Raw genomic sequence first — 23,693 nt, forward strand, 5'->3', positions numbered from 1 at the left:
TCGCGATGGGGCGCGGAAAGCGCCCCTGGCTTCTGGCTTACTCGACCGTAACCGACTTGGCCAGGTTACGCGGCTGGTCCACGTCGGTCCCCTTGAGCACCGCCACGTAGTAAGACAGCAACTGCAGCGGGATGGTGTACAGGATCGGCGCCAGGGCGTCGGCGATGTGCGGCACCTTGATCACGTGGGTACCTTCGCCATTGGTCATGCCGGCCTGCTCATCGGCAAACACTACCAGCTCGCCACCACGGGCGCGTACTTCCTGCAGGTTGGATTTCAGCTTCTCCAACAGTTCGTTGTTCGGCGCAACGGTTACCACTGGCATGTCGCTGTCCACCAGCGCCAGCGGGCCGTGCTTCAGCTCGCCTGCCGGATAGGCTTCGGCGTGGATGTAGGAGATTTCCTTGAGCTTGAGTGCACCTTCCATCGCCACCGGGTACTGCGCACCACGGCCGAGGAACAGGGTGTGGTGCTTGTCGGCGAACAGTTCGGCGATCTTTTCGACGGTGGCGTCCATGGCCAGGGCTTCGCCCAGGCGGGCCGGCAGACGGCGCAGTTCTTCGACCAGTTCGGCCTCTACACCGGCTTCCAGGGTACCGCGCACTTGGCCCAGAGCCAGGGTCAGCAGCATCAGCGAAACCAGCTGGGTGGTGAAAGCCTTGGTCGAGGCCACGCCGATTTCCGGGCCGGCCAGGGTCAGCAGGGTCAGGTCCGACTCACGCACCAGCGAGCTGATACCGACGTTGCAGATCGCCAGGCTGCCGAGGAAGCCCAGCTCCTTGGCGTTGCGCAGCGCGGCCAGGGTGTCGGCGGTTTCGCCAGACTGCGAGATGGAGACGAACAGGGTGTCCGGCTGCACTACCACCTTGCGGTAACGGAACTCGCTGGCCACCTCGACCTGGCACGGGATGCCAGCCAGGCTTTCCAGCCAGTAACGGGCGACCATGCCGGCGTGGTAGCTGGTACCGCAGGCAACGATCTGCACGTTGCGCACCTTTGCGAACAGTTCGGCAGCCTGCGGGCCGAAGGCCTGGACCATCACGTTGTCCTTGCCCAGGCGGCCTTCCAGGGTGCGCTGCACCACGCTTGGCTGCTCGTGGATTTCCTTGAGCATGAAGTGGCGGTAGGCACCCTTGTCGGCAGCTTCGGCACCTTCGTGGTACTGCACGGTTTCGCGCTGGACCTTATGGCCATCCTGGTCCCAGATGGAGACCTGGTCACGGCGAATTTCAGCGATGTCGCCTTCTTCCAGGTACATGAAGCGGTCAGTGACCTGGCGCAGGGCCAGTTGGTCGGACGCCAGGAAGTTCTCGCCCAGGCCCAGGCCGATGACCAGCGGGCTACCACTGCGTGCGGCTACCAGGCGGTCAGGCTGCTTGGCACTGATCAGAGCCAGGCCGTAAGCACCATGCAGGCGCTTTACCGCGGCCTTCAGGGCATCAGTCAAGTCCGGAATGCTTTTCAGGGTGTGGTGGATCAGGTGGACGATGACTTCGGTATCGGTCTGTGAAGTGAAGACATAGCCAAGGCCCTTCAGCTCTTCGCGCAGTTCTTCGTGGTTCTCGATGATGCCATTGTGCACCACGGCCACTTCATTGCCCGAAAAGTGCGGGTGGGCGTTGCCCTCGGTCGGCGCACCGTGGGTGGCCCAGCGGGTGTGGGCAATGCCCAGCTGGCCGGCCAGTGGCTCGGCGGCAACAGCGGCCTCCAGTTCACTGACCTTGCCGATACGACGACGGCGCTGCAGTTCACCGTTCTGGGTGAGGACAGCCAGGCCGGCGCTGTCGTAGCCGCGGTACTCAAGGCGCTTGAGACCTTCGATCAGGATGGCTGTGATGTTGCGCTCGGCGACGGCACCAACGATTCCACACATGGTTTATTGCTCCTGGCTGATCGCGGCGCAGATCAGGTTGATGCCGCGGGCTTGAATTTGTTCGCGTGCCGCTGCGGGCAGGCGTTCGTCAGTAATGAGAGTGTGTACGCTGCCCCAGGGCAGCTCGAGGTTGGGGATTTTGCGCCCTACCTTGTCCGATTCGACCATCACGATCACTTCACGAGCGACTTCGGCCATGACCCGGCTCAACCCAAGGAGTTCGTTGAAGGTGGTGGTACCGCGGCCGAGGTCGATGCCGTCGGCACCGATGAACAGTTGGTCGAAATCGTAGGAGCGCAACACCTGCTCGGCCACCTGGCCCTGGAACGACTCGGAATGCGGGTCCCAGGTGCCACCGGTCATCAGCAGCACCGGCTCGTGTTCGAGGTCGCAGATGGCGCGGGCCACGTTCATCGAATTGGTCATCACCACCAGACCAGGGTGGCGCCCCAGTTCGGGGATCATGGCTGCCGTGGTGCTGCCACTGTCGATGATGATGCGCGCATGTTCGCGGATACGTGCCACCGCAGCGCGGGCGATAGCCTTTTTATAGGAAGACACCGGTTGGGCAGGTTCACCGAGCAGCTCTTGTGGCACCGGGACCGCGCCACCGTAGCGCCGTAGCAACAGGCCGTTGGTTTCGAGGGCAGCAAGGTCCTTGCGGATGGTGACTTCCGAGGTAGCGAAACGCTTGGCCAACGCGTCCACACTGACCTCGCCCTGCTCGCTGAGCAAAGCCAGGATGTTGTGCCGCCGCTGTGGGGTGTTTCGTTTCGACATGAGCGCTTAAGTTTCGATTCGAAAGATAATGATGGCAATCAAAACCTAAGATGAGCGATTCGTCAAGTTGTGGATAAACCCCAACGGAAAATGGGCACCCTGTGGGAGCGGGTTCACCCGCGAAGAAACCAACGCAATGATATGACACCGGCTTCGCCGGTGTTCGCGGCTGAAGCCGCTCCCACAGAGATCGTGCCAGCCCTTAGAGACGATTCGCCAAAAAAAAGCCGACTTATTCACATAAGTCGGCTTTCGATCGAAACAGCTGTGTATAACTCAGCTCTTCTTTATCTTTTCCGGCCGCTTCCAGCCCGAGATGTTGCGCTGGCGCGCACGAGCCACCGCGAGGTCGCTTGCTTCCACGGTCTGGGTAATGGTCGAACCGGCAGCAGTGGTAGCACCAGCCTTGATTTCCACAGGCGCTACCAATGAGTTGTTCGAGCCGATGAAGACGTCCTCGCCCATCACTGTCTTGAACTTGTTGGCGCCATCGTAGTTGCAGGTGATGGTGCCGGCGCCGATGTTGGTCCGTGCACCGATTTCGGCATCGCCCAGGTAGGTCAGGTGACCGGCCTTGGCGCCTTCCCCGAGGTGGGCGTTTTTCAGTTCGACGAAATTACCCACATGGGCCTTGGCGTCCAGCACACTGCCCGGGCGCAGGCGGGCGAACGGGCCGGCATCGCTGCCCTCGCCCATCACGGCGCCTTCGAGGTGGCTGTTGGCCTTGACCACTGCGCCTTTGCGCAGGGTGGTGTTCTTGATCACGCAGTTAGGGCCGATCTGCACATCGTCCTCGATGACCACCTTGCCTTCGAGAATCACGTTGATGTCGATCAGCACGTCGCGGCCAACGCTCACTTCACCGCGGACATCGAAGCGCGCCGGGTCGCGCAGGGTCACACCCAGGGCCATCAGGCGACGGCCTTCGCGCATCTGGTAGTGGCGCTCCAGTTCGGACAGCTGGCGACGGTCGTTGGCGCCTTGCACTTCCATCGGGTCGTGCGGCTGTTCGGTAGCCACCACCAGGCCATCGGCCACAGCCATGGCGATGACGTCGGTCAGGTAATACTCGCCCTGGGCGTTGTTGTTCGACAGGCGGCCCATCCAGTCGGCCAGGCGCGCGGCTGGCAGTGCCAGGATACCGGTGTTGCCTTCCTTGATCGCTCTCTGCGCATCGTCGGCGTCCTTGTGCTCAACGATGGCCGTCACCTTGCCCTGCTCGTCACGCACGATGCGGCCATAGCCGGTCGGATCGTCGAGGGTCACCGTGAGCAGGCCCAGCTGCTGCTCGTTGGCCTTGGCCAGCAGACGCTGCAGGGTTTCCACTTCGATCAACGGAACATCACCGTACAGCACCAGTACGGTTTCGGCGGTCAAGGCCGGTAGTGCCTGGGCAACAGCATGGCCGGTACCCAGCTGCTTGTCCTGCATGACAAAGTTCAGGTCGTCGGCGGCCAGGCGCTCGCGAACCAGCTCGGCACCATGGCCAATGACCACATGAATACCTTGCGGCTGCAGCTGGCGCGCGCTGTGGATAACATGGCCGAGCATGGAGTTGCCGGCCACCGGGTGCAGCACCTTGGGCAGCGCCGAGCGCATTCGGGTGCCTTGGCCGGCGGCGAGAATAACGATATCGAGTGACATTACTGGCTACCAATCCTGGGTGGTCAGTGAAATGACCGGGAGGGAGAAATCAGAAAAAGAAAAAGGGTAGCCGAGGCTACCCTTTTACTCAATCGCAACAGAAGTTATCAGCCGAGGGCCGATTACTTGCCTCTGCGCATTTGCTGGACGGTACGCAGCTGAGCTGCGGCTTCGGCCAGACGTGCGGCGGCGGCGCCGTAGTCGAAGTCCGCGCCTTTCAGATTCAGGGCGTTCTCGGCAGCCTTGAGGGCTTCCTGAGCCTGAGCTTCATCCAGGTCTGCAGCACGTTGCACGGTATCGGCAAGCACCTTGACCATGTTCGGCTGAACCTCGAGGAAACCACCAGAGATGTAGAACACCTCTTGGGCGCCACCCTGCTTGGTCAGCGTGATCGGACCAGGCTTGAGATTGGTGATCAGCGGCGCGTGGCCCGGAGCGATACCAAGATCACCCAGGTTACCGTGCGCAACTACCATCTCTACCAGGCCGGAGAAGATCTCTCCTTCCGCGCTGACGATATCGCAATGGACTGTCATAGCCATCTGCTTGCCTCAACCTGATAGCGCCCCTCGCGGGGCGCAGGAATTACAGTTTCTTGGCTTTCTCGATCGCTTCGTCGATGCTGCCGACCATGTAGAACGCTTGTTCTGGCAGGTGGTCGTAGTCACCTTTGAGGATGCCGCTGAAGCCAGCGATGGTGTCTTTCAGGGAAACGTACTTGCCTGGCGAACCGGTGAAGACTTCGGCCACGAAGAACGGCTGCGACAGGAAGCGCTGGATCTTACGAGCACGGGCTACCAGTTGCTTGTCGGCTTCGGACAGTTCGTCCATACCCAGGATCGCGATGATGTCCTTCAGCTCTTTGTAGCGCTGCAGAACATACTGAACCTGACGGGCAGTTTCGTAGTGTTCGTTGCCGATCACGTTCGGGTCCAGCTGGCGCGAAGTCGAGTCCAGTGGATCGACCGCTGGGTAGATACCCAGGGAGGCGATGTCACGGGACAGAACGACGGTGGCGTCCAAGTGGGCGAAGGTAGTGGCTGGCGACGGGTCGGTCAGGTCGTCCGCAGGTACGTATACGGCCTGGATCGAGGTGATCGAACCTTCTTTGGTCGAAGTAATACGCTCTTGCAGAACGCCCATCTCTTCGGCCAGGGTTGGCTGGTAGCCTACTGCGGAAGGCATACGGCCCAGCAGTGCGGATACTTCGGTACCGGCCAGGGTGTAACGATAGATGTTGTCGACGAACAGCAGAACGTCGTTACCTTCGTCACGGAACTTCTCAGCCATGGTCAGGCCGGTCAGCGCTACGCGCAGACGGTTTCCTGGTGGCTCGTTCATCTGACCGTAGACCAGCGCTACCTTGTCGAGAACGTTGGAGTCCTTCATCTCGTGGTAGAAGTCGTTACCCTCACGAGTACGCTCACCCACACCGGCGAACACGGAGTAACCGCTGTGCTCGATGGCGATGTTACGGATCAGTTCCATCATGTTAACGGTCTTGCCGACGCCGGCACCACCGAACAGACCAACCTTACCACCCTTGGCGAACGGGCAAACCAGGTCGATAACCTTGATGCCGGTTTCCAGCAGGTCGTTGCCGCCTGCCTGGTCAGCGAAGGAAGGAGCCTTCTGGTGGATACCACGACGCTCTTCTTCACCGATCGGGCCAGCTTCGTCGATCGGGTTGCCCAGAACGTCCATGATACGGCCCAGAGTGGCCTTACCAACAGGAACGGAAATGGCAGCGCCGGTGTCGACGACATCCAGACCGCGCTTCAGGCCTTCGGTAGAGCCCATCGCAATGGTACGAACCACGCCGTCGCCCAGCTGCTGCTGAACTTCCAGGGTGGTTTCCGCGCCTTGTACTTTCAGCGCGTTGTAAACACTCGGCACGACGTCGCGTGGGAATTCCACGTCGATGACGGCGCCGATGATTTGAACGATACGTCCGCTACTCATAGCTGGATCCTCTGAATTTTTGAACCGTTAAACCGCGGCAGCGCCGCCGACGATTTCCGAGATCTCCTGGGTGATCGCAGCCTGACGCGCCTTGTTGTAGATCAGCTGGAGTTCGCTGATCAAATCACCGGCGTTGTCTGTGGCGTTCTTCATGGCGATCATCCGGGCCGCTTGTTCAGCAGCGTTGTTCTCGACCACCGCCTGGTACACCTGCGACTCCACGTAACGCACCATCAAGCCGTCCAGCAGCTCTTTTGCGTCGGGTTCGTACAGGTAGTCCCAGTGATGCTTGAGATCCTGATCCGGGGTTGCCACCAACGGTACCAATTGCTCGACCGTCGGTTTTTGGGTCATGGTGTTGATGAACTTGTTCGAAACCACCGAGAGGCGATCGATGCGGCCGTCCAGGTAGGCGTCCAGCATCACTTTGACGGAGCCGATCAGATCGTTGATCGATGGCTCTTCGCCCAGGTGGCTGATCGCGGCTACGACGTTGCCGCCAAAGATGCGGAAGAAAGTCGCACCCTTGCTGCCGATCACGCACAGGTCGATTTCCACGCCCTGTTCGCGGTTTTCGTTCATGTCCTTGACCAGGGCCTTGAACAGGTTGGTGTTCAAGCCACCGCACAGACCACGGTCACTGCTCACCACGATATAACCGGCGCGCTTTACAGGGCGCTCGATCATGAACGGGTGGCGGTATTCCGGGTTGGCGTTGGCCAGATGACCGATCACCTGGCGGATACGCTCCGCGTAAGGGCGGCTAGCAGCCATGCGCAGTTGTGCCTTGCGCATCTTGCTGACCGCCACTTTCTCCATGGCGCTGGTAATTTTTTGCGTGCTTTTGATGCTCGCAATCTTACTGCGAATCTCTTTTGCGCCTGCCATGTATCACCTATCAGGTTAGCAAGCGGGGGCCGTAGCCCCCGCTGCGGCTTACCAGGTCTGGGTGGCCTTGAACTTCTCGATACCGGCTTTCATGCCAGCGTCGATTTCGTCGTTGAAGTCACCCTTCACGTTGATCTTCGCCATCAGTTCGGCGTGATCACGGTTGAAGTAGGCGATCAGAGCTTGCTCGAAGCTACCGACCTTGTTGACTTCTACGTCGGTCAGGAAACCACGCTCAGCGGCGTACAGCGACAGAGCCATGTCCGCGATGGACATTGGCGCGTACTGCTTCTGCTTCATCAGCTCGGTAACGCGCTGACCATGCTCCAACTGCTTGCGGGTCGCTTCGTCCAGATCGGAAGCGAACTGGGCGAATGCAGCCAGTTCACGGTACTGAGCCAGAGCGGTACGGATACCACCGGACAGCTTCTTGATGATCTTGGTCTGAGCGGCACCACCTACGCGGGATACCGAAACACCGGCGTTCACTGCAGGGCGGATGCCCGAGTTGAACATGGCCGATTCCAGGAAGATCTGACCGTCGGTGATGGAAATCACGTTGGTCGGAACGAACGCGGAAACGTCGCCAGCCTGGGTTTCGATGATCGGCAGGGCGGTCAGGGAACCGGTCTTGCCAGTGACTGCGCCGTTGGTGAACTTCTCGACGTACTCTTCCGAAACGCGCGATGCACGCTCCAGCAGACGGGAGTGGAGATAGAACACGTCACCTGGGTACGCTTCGCGTCCTGGTGGACGACGCAGCAGCAGGGAGATCTGACGGTAGGCAACGGCCTGCTTGGACAGGTCATCGTAAACGATCAGGGCGTCTTCGCCGCGGTCACGGAAGTACTCGCCCATGGTGCAGCCGGCATAAGGAGCCAGGAACTGCAGCGCGGCCGATTCCGAGGCGCTGGCAGCAACAACGATGGTGTTGGCCAGGGCGCCGGCTTCTTCCAGCTTGCGCACAACGTTGGCGATGGTCGACTGCTTCTGGCCTACGGCCACGTATACGCAGAAGATACCGCTGTTTTTCTGGTTGATGATCGCGTCGACCGCCATGGCGGTCTTACCGATCTGACGGTCACCGATGATCAGCTCGCGCTGGCCACGGCCAACCGGGATCATGGCGTCAACCGACTTGTAGCCAGTCTGTACAGGCTGGTCTACCGATTTACGCCAGATAACACCCGGAGCGACCTTTTCGACCGCGTCGGTTTCGGTGGTGGCCAGAGGACCTTTGCCATCGATCGGGTTACCCAGAGCGTCAACGACGCGGCCCAGCAGGCCTTTGCCGACCGGAACTTCCAGGATGCGACCGGTGCACTTGGCGCTCATGCCCTCGGCGAGGGAGGTGTACGCACCCAGTACCACCGCACCTACGGAGTCTTGCTCCAGGTTCAGTGCCATACCGTATACGCCGCCCGGGAACTCGATCATTTCGCCGTACATAGCGTCGGCCAGACCGTGGATCCGTACGATACCGTCGGAAACGCTTACGACGGTACCTTCGTTACGGGCTTGGGAGCCGACATCGAGCTTCTCGATGCGACCCTTGATGATTTCACTAATTTCGGAAGGATTGAGTTGCTGCATTGCTCTGCTGCCCCTTCAAACTCAAGATTTCAATGCTTCGGCCAGTTTCGCGATCTTGCCGCGAACCGAGCCATCGATTACCAGGTCGCCGGCGCGGATGACGACGCCGCCGATCAGGCTGGCATCCTCCGACGCGTGCAGGCGCACTTCCCGGCTGAGCCGTGCACTGAGAACCTTGGCGAGTTTGTCTTGCTGTTCTTGGTTCAACGCAAAAGCACTGGTGACTTCCACGTCCACGGATTTCTCTTGCTCGGCCTTGTACAGGTCGAACAGGGCGGCAATCTCCGGCAGAAGCAGGAGACGGTCGTTTTCCGCGGCAACATGAATGAAATTCTGTGCCTGTGCATCGAACTTGTCACCGCACACTTCAATGAATGCGGCGGCCTTTTCTGCGCTTGTCAGTCGCGGGGCCTTGAGCAGGCGCTGCATGGTGTCGTCTTCCGACACCGCAGCAGCCAGGCCGAGCATGGCTGACCAATTGGCCAGTTGCTGATGGGCCTGGGCATGCTCAAAGGCAGCCTTAGCGTAAGGTCGGGCCAACGTGGTCAGTTCTGCCATGATCGCCCTCGCTTAAATTTCAGCGGCCAGTTTGTTAACCAGCTCCGCATGCGCGTTTTGATCGATTGTGGCGCCAAGGATCTTTTCAGCACCGCCAACAGCCAGGGCACCCACTTGGGCACGCAGGGCGTCTTTGACGCTGTTCAGTTCCTGTTCGATCTCGGCTTGAGCCTGAGCCTTCACACGGTCAGCTTCGACGCGAGCCTGTTCACGGGCTTCCTCGACAAGCTGAGCAGCGCGTTTCTTGCTTTGCTCAATGATTTCGGCTGCCTGTGCCTTCGCTTCACGCAGTTGCTGACCCGCTTTCTCTTGGGCCAGCTCCAGGTCGCGAGCTGCGCGGTTGGCAGCGTCCAAGCCGTCGGCAATCTTCTTTTGGCGCTCTTGCAGGGCAGTGATGACCGGAGGCCATACATACTTCATGCAGAAGAGTACAAAAATCAGAAAAGCAACGGATTGGCCAATCAGGGTTGCATTAATGTTCACGCCAACACCTCGCTCGGTCTTTGTCCATCACACCAATCAACTCGTAGAAACGAGTGATTAGCCGGCGATCTGACCAACGAAGGGGTTCGCGAAGGTGAAGAACAGAGCGATACCAACACCGATCATGGTTACGGCGTCGAGCAGACCGGCAACGATGAACATTTTGACCTGCAGCATCGGAACCATCTCAGGCTGACGAGCAGCGCCTTCCAGGAACTTGCCGCCCAGCAGGCCGAAACCAATGGCGGTACCCAGAGCACCCAGGCCGATCAGCAGAGCAACAGCGATAGCGGTCAGACCAACTACAGTTTCCATCTTTCCTCCCGACTTTTACGTCGTATTGGTTAGGTTTTTAGTTTGAAGCGGTAAAACAAATCGTTTGGTACAGCATGCCCTTGCGGACTTTTTAAGCCCTCCCCCCAAACGAGCGGGGAAGGCTATCAGACACGCCAGGCGGTCTTAATGGTTATCTTCGTGAGCCATCGACAGGTAGACGATGGTAAGCATCATGAAGATGAAGGCTTGCAGGGTGATAATCAGGATGTGGAACACAGCCCACGCCCACTGCAGCACCACACCCAGGCCGCTGAGCCAGAGGATACCGGCGCCGAACATCACGGCGATCAGGATGAACACCAGCTCGCCGGCGTACATGTTGCCGAACAGACGCAGTGCCAGCGAGATCGGCTTGGCGATCAGGGTGACGAATTCCAGCAGGAAGTTGACCGGGATCAGCAGGATCTGAACGAAGATGTTCTTGCTGCCGAACGGGTGCAGGGTCAGCTCGCCGATGAAGCCGCCCAGGCCCTTGACCTTGATGCTGTAGAAGATGATCAGGGCGAACACACAGAAGGCCATGGCCAGGGTCGCGTTCGGGTCGGTGGTAGACACGGCGCGGAACGGAATGTGCGGATCACCGGAGATCAGGATGGCCAGCTGAGGAATCCAGTCGACCGGTACCAGGTCGATGGCGTTCATCAGGAACACCCAGACGAAAATGGTCAGCGCCAGCGGAGCGATTACCGGGCTACGGCCGTGGAAGGAGTCCTTCACGCTGCCGTTGACGAAGTCTACCAGCACTTCAACGAAGTTCTGCAGGCCGCCAGGTTGGCCCGAAGTCGCCTTCTTGGCCGCCATGCGGAAGATGAACAGGAAGATCAGACCCAGCGCGACGGACCAACCCAGGGTGTCCAGGTGGAACGCCCAGAAGCCCATTGCCTTGGCTTCTGCAGCCGAATGGGCGAAGCCCCAGCTGCCGTCTGGTAGTTGACCGTAGGTCAGGTTCTGCAAGTGGTGCTGGATATAGCCCGAAGCGGTTTCTGCTGCCATGGTTGCCTCAAACGCCCTAAGGTCTCGAAAGTCTTTTATTCATCAGCAGGGGCGCGAACCAGCTGACCAAAAGGGTCAACACGAAGACGCCGAATACTGCTAACGGCGCCAGTGGCTTCACTCCTGCGAAGGTCAGTGCAAAAAGCACTGCCGTCAAAATCATCTTGCCTGCCTCGCCAGCGTAGAACGACTTGACGATGGCTTGTGCCGCCCGGGCCCCGCTGAAGCGAAAAGCCTTCCAGGCGAAATACACATTGGGTAGCCAGGCAATCAAACCTCCGCAAAGGCCTGAATATCCACTGACCGCCCCTTTCCACTGCCACAACACCAACGTTGCCAGCAGCAGTACGACGAATTGAGCCAGCAGTACCGGGAAAACCGCCCAGCGATGGAAAGGCAGGCGGTTTGGCGTGCGGATTTCCATCACAACTGCTCCTCGGAAGTCGACCAGCAAGTCAGTTATGACTTGGCATAATTTGTGCCGACAAAATGCGCGCAGAGTATAGGGGTGGATTAACCCCTATTCAACTATTCGGTAGTGATTTCCGACTGCGCGCTACAACGGGAATTGTTTCAGCGGATGTGAGCAAGCACGCCTTGCAACTCGTCAAGCGAGTTGTAGCGAATAACCAATTGGCCTTTGCCCTTGTTGCCATGGCGGATCTGCACGGCCGAGCCCAGGCGCTCTGCGAGCCGCTGTTCAAGGCGTGCGATATCCGGATCAGGTTTGCTCGGTTCGACCGGATCAGGTTTGTCGCTGAGCCATTGACGAACCAGTGCCTCGGTTTGGCGCACGGTGAGGCCACGTGCGACAACATGACGCGCCCCCTCTTCCTGACGGTGTTCTTCCAGCCCGAGCAGTGCACGGGCATGGCCCATCTCCAGGTCACCATGGGCGAGCATGGTCTTGATCGCATCGGGCAGGGTGATCAGGCGCAGCAGGTTCGCCACGGTCACCCGCGACTTGCCGACGGCATCGGCCACCTGTTGCTGGGTGAGCTCGAACTCTTGCTGCAGGCGCTGCAAGGCCAGCGCCTCTTCCAGCGGGTTGAGGTCTTCGCGCTGGATGTTCTCGATCAGCGCCATGGCTATGGCGGCTTCGTCGGGCACTTCGCGGACCATCGCCGGGATCTTGTCCAGGCCAGCCTGCTGGGTGGCGCGCCAGCGGCGCTCACCGGCGATGATCTCGTAGCGGTTGCCGTCGATCGGGCGCACCACGATCGGCTGCATCACGCCATGGTTGCGAATCGAGTGCGCGAGCTCTTCCAGCGCCTCCGGGTCCATGTCCCGGCGCGGCTGGTACTTGCCACGCTGGATCACCTCGACCGGCAGGTGTTGCAGTTCTTTCTGGTCGATCTTCACAGCCTGCTCTTCGAGCGCGCTGACGGAAGGACCACTGAGCAGTGCATCCAACCCACGTCCGAGACCCCGTTTCTTGACGGCCATACGGATTCCTTAAGTTGTTTGTGCAGTGCGGGATTGACGGCGTTGACGGCGTACCAGTTCCCCGGCCAGGGCCAGATAAGCCAGCGCGCCTCGCGATTGCTTGTCGTAGGCCAGGGCCGGCATGCCGAAGCTCGGGGCCTCGGCCAGGCGAATGTTGCGCGGAATGACCGTGTCGTACAGCTGCGGACCAAAGTGCTCCTTCAACTGCGCCGATACGTCGTTGTTCAGGCTCAGGCGCGGATCGTACATGGTCCGCAGCAGGCCCTCGATCTTCAGCTCCGGGTTAAGCCGGGCGGCGATGCGTTTGATGTTATCCACAAGGTCGCTGAGACCTTCCAGTGCGTAGTACTCACACTGCATCGGGATGATCACCCCATCGGAGGCGACCAGGGCATTGAGCGTGAGCATCGACAAAGACGGAGGGCAGTCGATGAGGATGTAGTCGTAGTTCTCGCGGATCGGCGCCAGGGCGTTGCGCAGGCGGCTCTCCTTGACCTGCATTTCCAGCAGCACCACTTCGGCGGCGGTCAGGTCACGGTTGGCTGGCAGCAACTGGAACCCCCCGTGCTCGGAGTAATGCATGGCCTGAGCCAGGTCGCATTCCCCGATCAACAGGTCGTAGACCGAGTGCTCGAGCTCGTGCTTGTCCACACCGCTGCCCATGGTGGCGTTGCCCTGCGGATCGAGGTCGATCAGCAGCACACGACGCTTGGTCGCGGCCAGCGAAGCAGCGAGATTGATACAGGTGGTTGTCTTGCCCACACCACCTTTCTGGTTCGCGATTGCGAATACCTTAGCCATTGTTGCGTGTGTTCCCAGTCATGCCTTGCGGCGCAGTATCAGCAGATGGCGCTGGCCCTGGCAACCTGGAACGGTCAGGGCCTGCTCGCTTTCCACTGTGAAGTCTGCGGGCAATGCTACCAGTTCATCGGCAGGATGCAGCCCCTTCATTGCAAGCCATTGCGTCCCGGTGTCGCCAAGGTGGCGGGTCCAGTTGGTGAAGTTCTCCATGCTGCTGAAGGCGCGGGAGATGATTCCGCTGAACGGTTGTGTAGGCTGGAAGGCTTCGACCCGGCTGTGGATAACCGTGAGGTTGTCCAGCTTGAGTTCCATTTTCACCTGGGTCAGGAAACGGGTCTTCTTGCCATTGGCGTCCAGCACCGTCACGCGCTTGTGAGGATGCAGGATAGCCAACGGGATACCGGGCATGCCACCGCCACTTCCGACATCCAGCCAGTTGTCACGCTCGCTGTGGATAAACGGCATGACACTGAGGCTGTCGAGCAGGTGACGCGACACCATCTCGTCGGGGTCGCGCACGGCGGTGAGGTTGTAGGCTTTGTTCCATTTGATCAACAGGGCCAGGTAGCCGAGCAGCTTTTCATGATGCTCGGCGTTCAGCTCGACACCGAGCTGGCGCGCACCTGTGGACAACTCTTCAGCGTGTTGCGGGGTGACCAGGGAACTCAAGCGCTTTGCTCCAATTCGCGGCCAGCGCCGCGTTTTTTCAAGTGAATCAGCAACAAGGAAATCGCTGCCGGGGTCACGCCCGGGATGCGCGAAGCCTGGCCCAGGGTTTCCGGACGGGTCTGGCCTAGCTTGCCCTGGATTTCCTTGGACAGGCCGGAAATCGTCGAGTAATCGATATCCACAGGCAGGCGAGTGTCTTCACTGGCGCGCAGACGTGCGATTTCATCCTGCTGGCGGTCGATGTAACCGGCGTACTTGGTGCGGATCTCGACCTGCTCGGCGACCTGTGGATCGATCGCTTCGCCACCGGTTGCCTCGATCAGCCCGGCGTAGTCGATTTCCGGGCGGGCAAGCAGGTTCAGCAGGCTGTACTCGTGGCTGAGCGGGGTACCGAACTTATCCACAATGGCCTGACCTTGCTCGGTGTTCGGGCGTACCCAGGTCGACTTCAGGCGCTGCTCCTCGCGTTCGATGCCGTCGCGCTTGGCGCAAAAGGCAGACCAACGCTGGTCGTCGATCAGGCCGAGCTCGCGGCCCTTTTCGGTCAGGCGCAGGTCGGCGTTGTCTTCGCGCAGGATCAGGCGGTATTCGGCACGCGAAGTGAACATGCGGTACGGCTCCTGGGTACCCAGGGTAATCAGGTCGTCGACCAGTACGCCGATGTACGCCTCGTCGCGGCGCGGGCACCAGCTGTCTCGGCCCAGCGCCCGCAGGGCTGCGTTGGTCCCGGCCAGCAAACCCTGAGCGCCGGCTTCTTCGTAACCGGTGGTGCCGTTGATCTGGCCGGCGAAGAACAGGCCGCCGATGACTTTGGTCTCGAGGCTGTACTTGAGGTCACGCGGGTCGAAGTAGTCGTATTCGATGGCATAGCCCGGGCGAACGATGTGGGCGTTCTCCATGCCGCGGATCGACCGTACCAACTCCAGCTGCACATCGAACGGTAGCGAAGTGGAAATACCGTTGGGGTACAGCTCATGGGTGGTCAGGCCTTCCGGCTCGATGAAAACCTGGTGGCTTTCCTTGTCGGCGAAGCGGTGGATCTTGTCCTCGATCGACGGGCAGTAGCGCGGGCCGACACCTTCGATCACACCCGAGTACATCGGCGAACGGTCGAGGTTCGAGGCGATGATCTCGTGGGTGCGCGCATTTGTGTGGGTAATCCAGCAGCTCACCTGGCGCGGGTGCATCTGGGCATTGCCCATGAAGGACATCACAGGAATCGGCGTATCGCCTGGCTGCTCGGTCATCACCGAGAAGTCCACCGAACGGCCGTCGATACGCGGCGGAGTACCGGTTTTCAGGCGGCCGACGCGCAACGGCAATTCACGCATGCGGTGGGCCAGGGCGATCGAAGGTGGATCGCCGGCGCGACCGCCGGAATGGTTTTGCAGACCAATGTGGATAAGGCCACCGAGGAAGGTACCGGTGGTCAGTACCACCGATTCGGCGAAGAAACGCAGGCCCATCTGGGTCACCACGCCTTTGACCTGGTCCTGCTCGACGATCAGGTCGTCGCAGGACTGCTGGAATATCCACAGGTTCGGCTGGTTTTCCAGGATTTCACGCACCACTGCCTTGTAGATAGCGCGGTCGGCCTGTGCACGGGTGGCGCGTACGGCCGGGCCCTTGCGGTTGTTCAAAACGCGGAACTGGATGCCGCTCTTGTCGGTGGCCAGCGCCATGGCGCCGCCGAGGGCATCGATCTCTTTGACCAGATGGCTTTTGCCAATACCGCCAATGGCGGGGTTGCAGCTCATGTGACCGAGGGTTTCCACGTTATGGGTCAGCAGCAGGGTTTTCACACCCATGCGTGCAGACGCAAGCGCAGCCTCGGTACCGGCATGGCCGCCGCCGATGACGATCACTTCAAAACGGGAAGGGAAATCCACCACGCACCTCGTGCCTGTTTTTGCGAATAGAGAAGGTAAGCGGACAAGTATAGGGACTTCACACCCTTTAAAGAAACCGTCTGAGCAAATTTTGACCAGTCTGTGGATGAGTGGCAGCCAACAGAAATCAAAAAGGAGAAATTTAAAAAAGCTTTGTTTTTATGTTTATTCTTATGCACAAGCTTTTCTGTGGATAAGCTCATGCAGGCCTTTACCCATGCTGTGTAGAGCAAAATTAAACCCTGTGGCTGGAGTACCATGAGGGCTCTGGATAAGACGATTTAGCCTGTGGATTAAATGGCTTGTTACCCACAGGCGGGTTTGTCCTCAGAAAAAAATCCTGCTTATCAACGGAGCTGAAGGCGAGTTTTCCACAGGGCTCCTGAGAGAAGATTGGGGTAGGTGAATGAAAAAAATGTGAACCTGCACCGGCCTCTTCGCGGGTGAACCCGCTCCCACAGGGTTCTGCACAGCCTTCAGGTGCGGCGCGATTTCCGTAGAAGCTGCGAAATTTGAGGTAAAAAAAAGCCGCTCACGAAGGAGCGGCTCTTGGTTTTGCCTGGCTGTGAATTACTTACCGATGCAGAAGCTGGAGAAAATCCGCCCCAGCAGGTCGTCAGAGCTGAATGCCCCGGTAATCTCCCCCAGGGCCTGCTGCGCCTGGCGCAGGTCTTCCGCCAACAGCTCACCCGCGCCAGCCAAGGTCAGTTGTGCACGGCCATGTTCCAGGTGCTCACTGGCCTGGCGCAGGGCATCCAGATGGCGCCGGCGAGCGCTGAAACCACTCTCGGCCGTCTGTTCATAACCCATGCAGGCTTTCAGGTGGTTACGCAACAACTGCAGCCCTGCAGCGTCCCCTTTGGCACTGAGGGTGATCGTTACATGGCCGTCATCGCACTGTTCCAGCGCTACCTGCTCACCACTAAGATCGGCCTTGTTCCGAATCAGCGTCACCTTGGCCGGGTCTGGCCGCTGGTCGAGAAATTCTGGCCACAGGGCGAACGGGTCGCTGGCCTCGGGCGCGGTGGAATCCACCACCAACAACACCCGGTCTGCCTCGCCAATGGCCTTCAGCGCACGTTCCACGCCAATCTTTTCCACATGGTCATCGGTGTCGCGCAAACCGGCAGTATCGACCACGTGCAGCGGCATGCCGTCGATGTGGATATGTTCGCGCAGGATGTCCCGCGTGGTGCCGGCAATATCGGTGACGATGGCCGCTTCCCGCCCAGCCAGCTGGTTCAGCAGGCTCGACTTGCCAGCATTCGGCCGACCGGCGATGACCACGGTCATGCCGTCACGCAGCAAAGCGCCCTGCCCGGCTTCCCGCTGCACTGTGGACAACTCGCCGCGAACGTTATCGAGCATCGAAAGTACATGGCCATCAGCGAGGAAGTCGATTTCTTCCTCGGGGAAGTCGATCGCCGCCTCGACGTAGATGCGCAGGGCTATCAGTGCTTCGGTCAGGCTGTGCACACGCTTGGAGAACTCGCCCTGCAGCGAACGCAGTGCGTTGCGCGCAGCCTGGCTGGAACTGGCTTCGATCAGGTCGGCAATGGCTTCGGCCTGGGCCAGGTCGAGCTTGTCATTGAGGAATGCACGTTCGCTGAACTCACCCGGGCGAGCCAGCCGGCAACCAACCTGTACACAGCGCTGCAGCAGCATATCCAGCACCACCGGGCCACCGTGGCCCTGCAGTTCCAGCACGTCCTCGCCGGTGAACGAATTCGGCCCGGGGAAGAACAGCGCGATCCCTTCGTCCAGCACCAGGCCTTCCTCGTCGCGGAACGGGCCGTAATGGGCGTGGCGCGGGGTAAGCGTACGGCCGGTGATCAACTGGCCGGCCTTGGCAGCCAGAGGGCCGGACAACCTGACAATACCCACACCGCCGCGGCCTTGGGCGGTGGCGATGGCGGCGATGGTTTCACGCACAGTGTTCATGCTCGAAAGCCTCTACGACAAAAACGACAGATAGCAAAAACGCCCCACTAGGGGGCGTTTTTTATTCACAGGCTAGCGCAGTAGCCTGTCAAGCAGCAGCTTTTTTGCTGGCTGCTTCGATGCTGCGGGTGATGTACCACTGCTGTGCGATCGACAGGCAGTTGTTCACAACCCAGTACAGCACCAGACCAGCCGGGAACCACAGGAAGAAGAAGGTGAAGATGATCGGCATCATTTTCATCACCTTGGCCTGCATTGGATCCGGCGGCGTCGGGTTCAGGCGCTGCTGGATGAACATGGTGGCGCCCATGATGATCGGCAGGATGAAGAACGGATCCTTGATCGACAGGTCGGTAATCCACAGCATCCATGGAGCCTGGCGCATTTCCACGCTTTCCAGCAGTACCCAGTACAGGGCCAGGAACACTGGCATCTGCACCAGGATCGGCAGGCAGCCGCCCAGCGGGTTGATCTTCTCCTTCTTGTACAGCTCCATCATCGCCTGGGACATCTTCTGGCGATCGTCACCGAAGCGTTCCTTCAGTGCAGCGAGCTTCGGCGCAACGGCACGCATGCGCGCCATCGAACGGTAGCTGGCAGCCGACAGCGGGAAGAACAGGCCTTTGATCAGCATGGTCAGCACGATGATCGACCAGCCCCAGTTACCCAGCAGGCTGTGGATATGTTGCAGCAGCCAGAAGATCGGCTGGGCGATGAACCACAGGAAGCCATAGTCGACGGTCAGTTCCAGGCCTGGGGACAACTCTTTCAGCTTGGACTGGATTTTCGGGCCGGCGTACAGCATGGCGCTGGTTTCGACCTTGCCGCCAGCAGGCACGCTGATGGCCGGGCCGGTGTAGCCGATGATGTAGTTGCCCTGGCTGTCCTTGCGGGTCTGGACAACGTTGTTGTCCGACTTGGCCGGAATCCAGGCGGTCACGAAGTAGTGCTGCAGCCAGGCAACCCAGCCGCCGGACACATTTTCTTTCAAACTACCTTTGTCGATGTCCTTCATCGAGACCTTTTTGTAAGGCTCGGAAGCAGTCCACAGGGCAGCGCCCAGGTAGGTGGCGGTACCGGTGGCGGTGCTCGAAGACGGATCGGAGCTGGCGTCACGCTTGAGCTGGGCAAACATGTTGCCGCTCCAAGCCTGGCCGCTCTGGTTGTCGATCAAGTAGCTGACGGTCAGGTCATATTCGCCGCGCTTAAAGGTGAAGCGCTTGATGTAGTTGACGCCGTTGTCGCTGAACTTCAGGTCGACCACCAGTTGTTCCTGGCCATCGGCCAGCTGGTAACCCTTCTTGTCGGTAGCGTATAGAGGGCGACCGGCAGGACGGGCATCCGGACCGTTTACGCCGGTCAGGCCGCTTTGTGCCAGGTAGACACGCTCGCCACCGTTGTCGAACAGCTGGAACGGAATGTCCGGGTGATCCTGGCGACGTGGGTATTGCGGCAGGTTCAGCTGGACGATGTCACCGCCAACCGGATCGATAGCCAGCTCCAGGACATCGGTCTTGACCCGGATCAGGTCCTTGCTGACCGCAACCGGTGCCAGTTCGGCTGCGCTGGTTTCGGCGTTGGCGCTTGGCACATCGGCGCTGGCGCCGGCATTACCGGCCGGTACGCCATCCGGCAAACCCGGGGCAACGGTGCTGGCAGCAGTATTCTGAGTCGGCAGGGCAGCCTGGCCGTAGTCCTGGTTCCACTTGAGGACCATGACGTAGGACACGATTGCCAGGGCGACGATCAGGATCGTGCGTTTAATATCCATGATTACTCGGCTATCGAAGAAGTTCGGGAGGAAGGAGCGGGAGGAACGGGATCGAAACCGCCGTCGTTCCACGGATGACAACGCCCCAGGCGACGAACGGCTAGCCACCCACCACGCCAGAGGCCGTGGTTTTCGATGGCTTCATAGGCATAACAGGAGCAACTGGGGAAGAAACGACAGTGGTTGGCCATCAGAGGACTAATGGCGTAACGGTAAAACTGGATCGGAACGAGCGCCAGTTTACGCATCTTGGCTGTCTACCCCTGCGGAATTGGCGGTCACTGCTGGAGTGGGCCGGCTGCGCGCCAGGCGTTTCCAGAGTTTGCCAAAGTGTTGGTGCAATTCCGGGTTTTCTATCTCACCCAATCCCTTGCGCGCGACGATCACAATGTCCAAACCGGCAAGCAAATGCTGGTTCAGGCGAAAGGAATCGCGCATCAAGCGCTTGAGGCGGTTGCGTTGAACGGCGAGCTTGACGCTCTTCTTGCCAATCACCAGGCCGAGGCGTGGGTGATCGAGGCCGTTCTCGCGAGCAAGGATCAGCAGGTTTTTCCCTGGAACCTTGCCGGTTGGGGAGTCGAAGACCGCTTTGAAATGTCGGGGTGTAAGCAGTCGCTTTTCCCGACTGAAGTCCTGACTCACCACCTGTGCCGAAAAATCAAATGGCCAGACGCTTACGGCCTTTGGCACGACGACGCGACAGAACAGCGCGGCCGTTCTTGGTAGCCATACGGGCACGGAAGCCGTGGGTGCGCGCGCGCTTGATGGTGCTTGGTTGGAAAGTACGTTTCATGGCGTGTTACCTGGTTTGTCGACGACGGGCCGGGATGGCCCCCTTTTTAAGAGACCGGCGATTCTAGAGAAAGCAAGCCCGTAGGTCAATTTCCAACCAGTCTTTCCATATAGAGCACGTGATGGACGGTGCGTGCCTGCCCAACCCCAGGGGGTGCTTGATCGGACGCACGAATTGGGGACAACATGAAAAAAAAGAAGAGACATATAAAAAGCTTTTCTGAAGAATCTATAAATCTTAAGTGGATAACCTTCTGTGGATAACCTGATTTAGGCCAGAAAATACGGGCTGTACAGAGTTTTACAACTGTGTTCTCAACCGGTGCTGCGCTTGTTTTCTTCGTGGGCAGAAGCTGTGGATTAAAAGGCTACTTACCCACAGGTGAGTTATCAACAGGCCTGACCTCAGGGTTGTGCATAGCGCTCATGACTACTTATCCACAGAGCTTATTCACAGTGCGATGAAGCTGTTTTGGTCGATAAATGGCTGTTTTGTCATGGTTCCTAACGTGTCCACATGTGGATAACTGAACGCTCGACCGGTACAATGGCGGTTTGTTTTTGCCTCATCCGGCTTTCAAACTCAGGGGATATCCGTGTCAGTGGAACTTTGGCAGCAGTGCGTGGAGCTTCTGCGCGATGAACTGCCTGCCCAGCAATTCAACACCTGGATCCGTCCGCTACAGGTCGAAGCCGAAGGCGACGAGTTGCGCGTCTATGCGCCTAACCGTTTCGTTCTCGATTGGGTCAATGAAAAGTACCTTGGTCGTTTGCTCGAGCTGTTGGGCGAAAACGGCAGCGGCATTGCGCCTGCCCTTTCCTTGTTGATCGGCAGCCGTCGCAGCTCTGCGCCACGTGCCGCACCCAACGCGCCAGTAAGTGCTGCGGTGGCCGCCTCGCTGGCCCAGAGCCAGACACCGAAGGCAGTGCCGGCAGCGGTCGAACCCGTCGCCGTCGCGGCGGCCGAGCCTGTGCTTGTCGATGAACTGGCCGAGCCATCCTCGCGTGATAGCTTCGATGCCATGGCCGAACCGGCTTCTGCGTCGGCTGGCAGTGCACGGACCGAACAGCGCACCGTGCAGGTTGAAGGTGCGCTCAAGCACACCAGTTACCTGAACCGCACCTTCACGTTCGATACCTTCGTCGAAGGTAAGTCGAACCAGCTGGCGCGCGCGGCTGCCTGGCAGGTGGCAGACAACCCCAAGCATGGCTATAACCCGCTCTTCCTTTATGGTGGTGTGGGCCTGGGTAAAACCCACCTCATGCATGCTGTGGGTAACCACCTGCTGAAGAAGAACCCGAATGCCAAGGTCGTGTACCTGCATTCGGAGCGCTTCGTCGCGGACATGGTCAAGGCGCTGCAACTCAATGCCATCAACGAATTCAAGCGTTTCTACCGCTCGGTGGATGCGCTGCTGATCGACGACATCCAGTTCTTTGCCCGTAAAGAGCGCTCGCAGGAAGAGTTTTTCCACACCTTCAACGCCCTGCTCGAGGGTGGCCAGCAGGTGATCCTTACCTCTGATCGCTACCCAAAGGAAATCGAAGGTCTGGAAGAGCGCTTGAAGTCGCGCTTTGGTTGGGGTCTGACGGTGGCCGTCGAGCCGCCAGAGCTGGAAACCCGCGTGGCGATCCTCATGAAGAAGGCCGACCAAGCCAAGGTCGAACTACCGCATGACGCGGCCTTCTTCATTGCCCAGCGTATCCGCTCCAACGTCCGTGAACTGGAAGGTGCATTGAAGCGGGTGATCGCCCACTCGCACTTCATGGGCCGCGACATCACTATCGAACTGATTCGTGAGTCGCTCAAGGATCTGCTGGCGCTGCAGGACAAGCTGGTTAGTGTGGATAACATTCAGCGTACCGTCGCCGAGTACTACAAGATCAAGATCTCCGATCTGTTGTCCAAGCGTCGTTCGCGTTCCGTGGCGCGTCCACGACAGGTGGCCATGGCCCTGTCCAAGGAACTGACCAACCACAGTCTGCCGGAAATCGGCGACATGTTCGGTGGTCGGGACCATACGACCGTGCTACACGCCTGCCGCAAGATCAACGAACTGAAGGAATCCGACGCGGACATCCGCGAGGACTACAAGAACCTGCTGCGGACGCTGACGACCTGATGGCCGTCTGCGCAGCTAATTGAAGGCAAGGGACTAGACCATGCATTTCACCATTCAACGCGAAGCCCTGTTGAAACCCCTGCAACTGGTCGCCGGTGTCGTCGAGCGCCGCCAGACCTTGCCGGTCCTGTCCAACGTATTGCTGGTCGTGCAAGGCCAGCAACTGTCGTTGACTGGTACCGACCTGGAAGTCGAACTGGTAGGCCGCGTGCAACTGGAAGAGCCGGCCGAGCCTGGCGAAATCACTGTTCCGGCACGCAAGCTGATGGACATTTGCAAAAGCCTGCCGAACGACGCCCTGATCGATATCAAGGTCGACGAGCAGAAACTGTTGGTCAAGGCCGGCCGCAGCCGTTTTACCCTGTCGACCCTGCCAGCCAATGACTTCCCGACAGTGGAAGAAGGCCCGGGCTCGCTGACCTGTAACCTGGAACAAAGCAAGCTGCGCCGCCTGATCGAGCGGACCAGTTTCGCCATGGCCCAGCAGGATGTGCGCTATTACCTCAACGGCATGCTGCTGGAGGTTTCCCGCAACACCCTGCGAGCTGTGTCCACTGACGGTCACCGTCTGGCGCTGTGCTCCATGAGCGCACCGATCGAGCAGGATGATCGCCACCAGGTCATCGTGCCACGCAAAGGTATCCTTGAACTGGCACGCCTGCTGACCGACCCGGAAGGCATGGTCAGCATCGTTCTGGGCCAGCACCACATTCGCGCCACCACCGGTGAATTCACCTTCACTTCCAAGCTGGTCGACGGTAAGTTCCCGGACTACGAGCGCGTACTGCCCAAGGGCGGTGACAAGCTGGTGGTCGGCGACCGTCAGGCGCTGCGTGAAGCTTTTAGCCGTACTGCGATTCTTTCCAACGAAAAGTACCGCGGTATCCGCCTGCAACTGGCTGCTGGCCAACTGAAGATCCAGGCCAACAACCCTGAACAGGAAGAAGCTGAAGAAGAAATCAGCGTGGACTACGAAGGTAGCTCACTGGAAATCGGCTTCAACGTCAGCTACCTGCTGGACGTCCTGGGCGTAATGACTACCGAGCAAGTTCGTCTGATCCTGTCCGACTCCAACAGCAGTGCCCTGCTGCAGGAAGCTGGCAATGACGATTCTTCCTACGTTGTCATGCCGATGCGTCTGTAACCCGTAG

The 23,693-nt window shown here is 59.4% G+C and carries 23 protein-coding genes; 2 read left to right on the forward strand and 21 right to left on the reverse strand.

From position 1 onward, the window contains the following. Nucleotides 1-37 precede the first annotated feature (37 nt). The 21 genes from glmS to rpmH form a co-directional block, all read right to left on the reverse strand. Nucleotides 38-1,873 carry a glutamine--fructose-6-phosphate transaminase (isomerizing) gene (gene glmS / locus V3314_RS03600; protein WP_196183005.1) on the reverse strand — a complete coding sequence of 612 codons (1,836 nt, stop codon included), beginning with the start codon at nt 1,871-1,873 and terminating at the stop codon, nt 38-40. A gap of 3 nt (nt 1,874-1,876) precedes the next feature. Further along, nucleotides 1,877-2,653: a DeoR family transcriptional regulator gene (locus V3314_RS03605; protein ID WP_015268400.1), complete on the reverse strand. Its 777-nt coding sequence runs from the start codon at nt 2,651-2,653 to the stop codon at nt 1,877-1,879. A gap of 276 nt (nt 2,654-2,929) precedes the next feature. After that, nucleotides 2,930-4,297 (reverse strand): bifunctional UDP-N-acetylglucosamine diphosphorylase/glucosamine-1-phosphate N-acetyltransferase GlmU, encoded by a 1,368-nt coding sequence (gene glmU / locus V3314_RS03610; protein ID WP_338459929.1) that lies wholly within the window; start codon nt 4,295-4,297, stop codon nt 2,930-2,932. Nucleotides 4,298-4,419: 122 nt separating this feature from the next. Continuing rightward, on the reverse strand, nt 4,420-4,839 hold the full coding sequence (locus tag V3314_RS03615) for a F0F1 ATP synthase subunit epsilon (RefSeq protein WP_003260039.1): 420 nt from the start codon (nt 4,837-4,839) through the stop codon (nt 4,420-4,422). A 43-nt stretch (nt 4,840-4,882) separates the two neighbouring features. Further along, on the reverse strand, nt 4,883-6,259 hold the full coding sequence (atpD, locus tag V3314_RS03620) for a F0F1 ATP synthase subunit beta (RefSeq protein ID WP_023383132.1): 1,377 nt from the start codon (nt 6,257-6,259) through the stop codon (nt 4,883-4,885). A 27-nt stretch (nt 6,260-6,286) separates the two neighbouring features. Next, nucleotides 6,287-7,147, reverse strand: a complete 861-nt coding sequence (atpG, locus tag V3314_RS03625; RefSeq protein ID WP_023383133.1) for a F0F1 ATP synthase subunit gamma — start codon at nt 7,145-7,147, stop codon at nt 6,287-6,289. A 48-nt stretch (nt 7,148-7,195) separates the two neighbouring features. Next, nucleotides 7,196-8,740 carry a F0F1 ATP synthase subunit alpha gene (gene atpA / locus V3314_RS03630; RefSeq protein ID WP_046615332.1) on the reverse strand — a complete coding sequence of 515 codons (1,545 nt, stop codon included), beginning with the start codon at nt 8,738-8,740 and terminating at the stop codon, nt 7,196-7,198. Between the two features lie 21 nt (nt 8,741-8,761). Beyond that, the gene (locus tag V3314_RS03635) at nt 8,762-9,298 is read right to left on the reverse strand and encodes a F0F1 ATP synthase subunit delta (RefSeq protein WP_043214190.1); all 537 of its coding nucleotides are present in this window, start codon (nt 9,296-9,298) and stop codon (nt 8,762-8,764) included. A gap of 12 nt (nt 9,299-9,310) precedes the next feature. Then, nucleotides 9,311-9,781: a F0F1 ATP synthase subunit B gene (locus tag V3314_RS03640; protein ID WP_023383136.1), complete on the reverse strand. Its 471-nt coding sequence runs from the start codon at nt 9,779-9,781 to the stop codon at nt 9,311-9,313. Between the two features lie 57 nt (nt 9,782-9,838). Beyond that, nucleotides 9,839-10,096, reverse strand: a complete 258-nt coding sequence (gene atpE, locus V3314_RS03645; protein ID WP_003097235.1) for a F0F1 ATP synthase subunit C — start codon at nt 10,094-10,096, stop codon at nt 9,839-9,841. A gap of 144 nt (nt 10,097-10,240) precedes the next feature. Continuing rightward, entirely contained in the window at nt 10,241-11,110 is an 870-nt protein-coding gene (atpB, locus tag V3314_RS03650) for a F0F1 ATP synthase subunit A (protein WP_023383137.1), read from the reverse strand. A gap of 16 nt (nt 11,111-11,126) precedes the next feature. Then, nucleotides 11,127-11,534 (reverse strand): F0F1 ATP synthase subunit I, encoded by a 408-nt coding sequence (locus V3314_RS03655; protein WP_008092225.1) that lies wholly within the window; start codon nt 11,532-11,534, stop codon nt 11,127-11,129. Between the two features lie 149 nt (nt 11,535-11,683). Next, complete coding sequence (locus V3314_RS03660; RefSeq protein WP_046615331.1) at nt 11,684-12,556, reverse strand: ParB/RepB/Spo0J family partition protein; 873 nt, start codon at nt 12,554-12,556, stop codon at nt 11,684-11,686. Nucleotides 12,557-12,565: 9 nt separating this feature from the next. Next, nucleotides 12,566-13,357 carry a ParA family protein gene (locus V3314_RS03665; RefSeq protein ID WP_012274913.1) on the reverse strand — a complete coding sequence of 264 codons (792 nt, stop codon included), beginning with the start codon at nt 13,355-13,357 and terminating at the stop codon, nt 12,566-12,568. 18 nt (nt 13,358-13,375) lie between these two features. Further along, entirely contained in the window at nt 13,376-14,026 is a 651-nt protein-coding gene (rsmG, locus tag V3314_RS03670) for a 16S rRNA (guanine(527)-N(7))-methyltransferase RsmG (protein ID WP_046615330.1), read from the reverse strand. Further along, nucleotides 14,023-15,915, reverse strand: a complete 1,893-nt coding sequence (mnmG, locus tag V3314_RS03675; protein WP_108480426.1) for a tRNA uridine-5-carboxymethylaminomethyl(34) synthesis enzyme MnmG — start codon at nt 15,913-15,915, stop codon at nt 14,023-14,025. The genes rsmG and mnmG overlap by 4 nt, the downstream gene beginning before the upstream one ends. 570 nt (nt 15,916-16,485) lie before the next feature. Continuing rightward, nucleotides 16,486-17,856, reverse strand: coding sequence for a tRNA uridine-5-carboxymethylaminomethyl(34) synthesis GTPase MnmE (gene mnmE, locus V3314_RS03680; protein WP_338459930.1), 1,371 nt, complete (start codon nt 17,854-17,856; stop codon nt 16,486-16,488). An 88-nt stretch (nt 17,857-17,944) separates the two neighbouring features. Further along, the gene (yidC, locus tag V3314_RS03685; protein WP_046615326.1) at nt 17,945-19,627 is read right to left on the reverse strand and encodes a membrane protein insertase YidC; all 1,683 of its coding nucleotides are present in this window, start codon (nt 19,625-19,627) and stop codon (nt 17,945-17,947) included. A 2-nt stretch (nt 19,628-19,629) separates the two neighbouring features. Beyond that, the gene (gene yidD / locus V3314_RS03690) at nt 19,630-19,875 is read right to left on the reverse strand and encodes a membrane protein insertion efficiency factor YidD (RefSeq protein WP_015268406.1); all 246 of its coding nucleotides are present in this window, start codon (nt 19,873-19,875) and stop codon (nt 19,630-19,632) included. Further along, nucleotides 19,868-20,272 (reverse strand): ribonuclease P protein component, encoded by a 405-nt coding sequence (gene rnpA, locus V3314_RS03695; protein WP_085601064.1) that lies wholly within the window; start codon nt 20,270-20,272, stop codon nt 19,868-19,870. The genes yidD and rnpA overlap by 8 nt, the downstream gene beginning before the upstream one ends. 13 nt (nt 20,273-20,285) lie before the next feature. Beyond that, entirely contained in the window at nt 20,286-20,420 is a 135-nt protein-coding gene (rpmH, locus tag V3314_RS03700; RefSeq protein ID WP_003253163.1) for a 50S ribosomal protein L34, read from the reverse strand. A gap of 595 nt (nt 20,421-21,015) precedes the next feature. Here rpmH and dnaA point away from each other — a divergent pair. Next, on the forward strand, nt 21,016-22,542 hold the full coding sequence (gene dnaA, locus V3314_RS03705) for a chromosomal replication initiator protein DnaA (RefSeq protein ID WP_046615324.1): 1,527 nt from the start codon (nt 21,016-21,018) through the stop codon (nt 22,540-22,542). Nucleotides 22,543-22,582: 40 nt separating this feature from the next. Beyond that, entirely contained in the window at nt 22,583-23,686 is a 1,104-nt protein-coding gene (gene dnaN, locus V3314_RS03710; RefSeq protein ID WP_003260019.1) for a DNA polymerase III subunit beta, read from the forward strand. Nucleotides 23,687-23,693: the final 7 nt, after the last annotated feature.

The sequence above is a fragment of the Pseudomonas sp. TE3-3-F2023 genome (assembly GCF_036784815.1).
GTDB lineage: Bacteria > Pseudomonadota > Gammaproteobacteria > Pseudomonadales > Pseudomonadaceae > Aquipseudomonas > Aquipseudomonas pudica.

Bases quoted from the DNA above. Each gene is read 5' to 3' on its own strand.
- V3314_RS03635 (WP_043214190.1), bottom strand. From the start codon at position 9,298: ATGGCAGAACTGACCACGTTGGCCCGACCTTACGCTAAGGCTGCCTTT.
- atpG (WP_023383133.1), bottom strand. From the start codon at position 7,147: ATGGCAGGCGCAAAAGAGATTCGCAGTAAGATTGCGAGCATCAAAAGC.
- yidD (WP_015268406.1), bottom strand. From the start codon at position 19,875: ATGCGTAAACTGGCGCTCGTTCCGATCCAGTTTTACCGTTACGCCATT.
- V3314_RS03605 (WP_015268400.1), bottom strand. From the start codon at position 2,653: ATGTCGAAACGAAACACCCCACAGCGGCGGCACAACATCCTGGCTTTG.
- atpB (WP_023383137.1), bottom strand. From the start codon at position 11,110: ATGGCAGCAGAAACCGCTTCGGGCTATATCCAGCACCACTTGCAGAAC.
- yidC (WP_046615326.1), bottom strand. From the start codon at position 19,627: ATGGATATTAAACGCACGATCCTGATCGTCGCCCTGGCAATCGTGTCC.
- glmU (WP_338459929.1), bottom strand. From the start codon at position 4,297: ATGTCACTCGATATCGTTATTCTCGCCGCCGGCCAAGGCACCCGAATG.
- atpE (WP_003097235.1), bottom strand. From the start codon at position 10,096: ATGGAAACTGTAGTTGGTCTGACCGCTATCGCTGTTGCTCTGCTGATC.
- V3314_RS03665 (WP_012274913.1), bottom strand. From the start codon at position 13,357: ATGGCTAAGGTATTCGCAATCGCGAACCAGAAAGGTGGTGTGGGCAAG.
- glmS (WP_196183005.1), bottom strand. From the start codon at position 1,873: ATGTGTGGAATCGTTGGTGCCGTCGCCGAGCGCAACATCACAGCCATC.
- rpmH (WP_003253163.1), bottom strand. From the start codon at position 20,420: ATGAAACGTACTTTCCAACCAAGCACCATCAAGCGCGCGCGCACCCAC.
- V3314_RS03615 (WP_003260039.1), bottom strand. From the start codon at position 4,839: ATGGCTATGACAGTCCATTGCGATATCGTCAGCGCGGAAGGAGAGATC.
- V3314_RS03655 (WP_008092225.1), bottom strand. From the start codon at position 11,534: ATGGAAATCCGCACGCCAAACCGCCTGCCTTTCCATCGCTGGGCGGTT.
- atpD (WP_023383132.1), bottom strand. From the start codon at position 6,259: ATGAGTAGCGGACGTATCGTTCAAATCATCGGCGCCGTCATCGACGTG.
- V3314_RS03660 (WP_046615331.1), bottom strand. From the start codon at position 12,556: ATGGCCGTCAAGAAACGGGGTCTCGGACGTGGGTTGGATGCACTGCTC.
- atpA (WP_046615332.1), bottom strand. From the start codon at position 8,740: ATGCAGCAACTCAATCCTTCCGAAATTAGTGAAATCATCAAGGGTCGC.
- dnaN (WP_003260019.1), top strand. From the start codon at position 22,583: ATGCATTTCACCATTCAACGCGAAGCCCTGTTGAAACCCCTGCAACTG.
- mnmE (WP_338459930.1), bottom strand. From the start codon at position 17,856: ATGAACACTGTGCGTGAAACCATCGCCGCCATCGCCACCGCCCAAGGC.